The organism is Acidovorax sp. ST3 (genome assembly GCF_003231145.1).
Lineage (GTDB): Bacteria > Pseudomonadota > Gammaproteobacteria > Burkholderiales > Burkholderiaceae_C > Acidovorax.
Genome location: NZ_QKVP01000098.1, coordinates 1 through 573 on the forward strand (window position 1 = coordinate 1; position 573 = coordinate 573).

Annotated in this window: 1 protein-coding gene; it reads left to right on the top strand. The window is 69.3% G+C overall.

The features are described 5' to 3' along the window. The coding region (locus DNK89_RS23770) for a thiamine pyrophosphate-dependent enzyme (RefSeq protein WP_238990926.1) at nt 1-573 on the top strand (573 nt) is incomplete at both ends.

Consider the following 573-nt stretch of genomic DNA (forward strand, 5'->3'; position numbering starts at 1 on the left):
CGACATCGACCCCGCTTCCATCAACAAGGTGGTGCGCGTGGACGTGGCCCTGGTGGGCGACTGCCTGCCGCTGGTGCGCGCCCTGCAGGCCGAGCTGGGCGAGCCGCTGGACCCGGCGCGTCTGGCGCCGTGGTGGGCGCGGGTGCAGGCCTGGCGCGCGCAGGACTGCCTGGGCTACACCCCGGCGGCCGACGCCATCCTGCCGCAGCACCTGATGTCGCGCCTGAACGCGGCGCTGGCGGGTCGCGACGCCATCGTCTCGACCGACGTCGGCCAGCACCAGATGTGGGCCGCGCAGTACTACAAGTTCGACAAGCCGCGCCGCTGGATCAACTCCGGCGGCCTGGGCACCATGGGCGTGGGCCTGCCGTACGCCATGGGCGTGCAGATGGCCAATCCGGGTCATGACATCGCCGTGATCACCGGCGAGGCCTCGATCCAGATGAACATCCAGGAACTGTCGACCTGCGCCCAGTACCGCCTGACGCCCAAGATCGTCTGCCTGAACAACCGCTTCCTGGGCATGGTCCGGCAGTGGCAGCAGATCGATTACGGCTCGCGCTATTCCGAGTC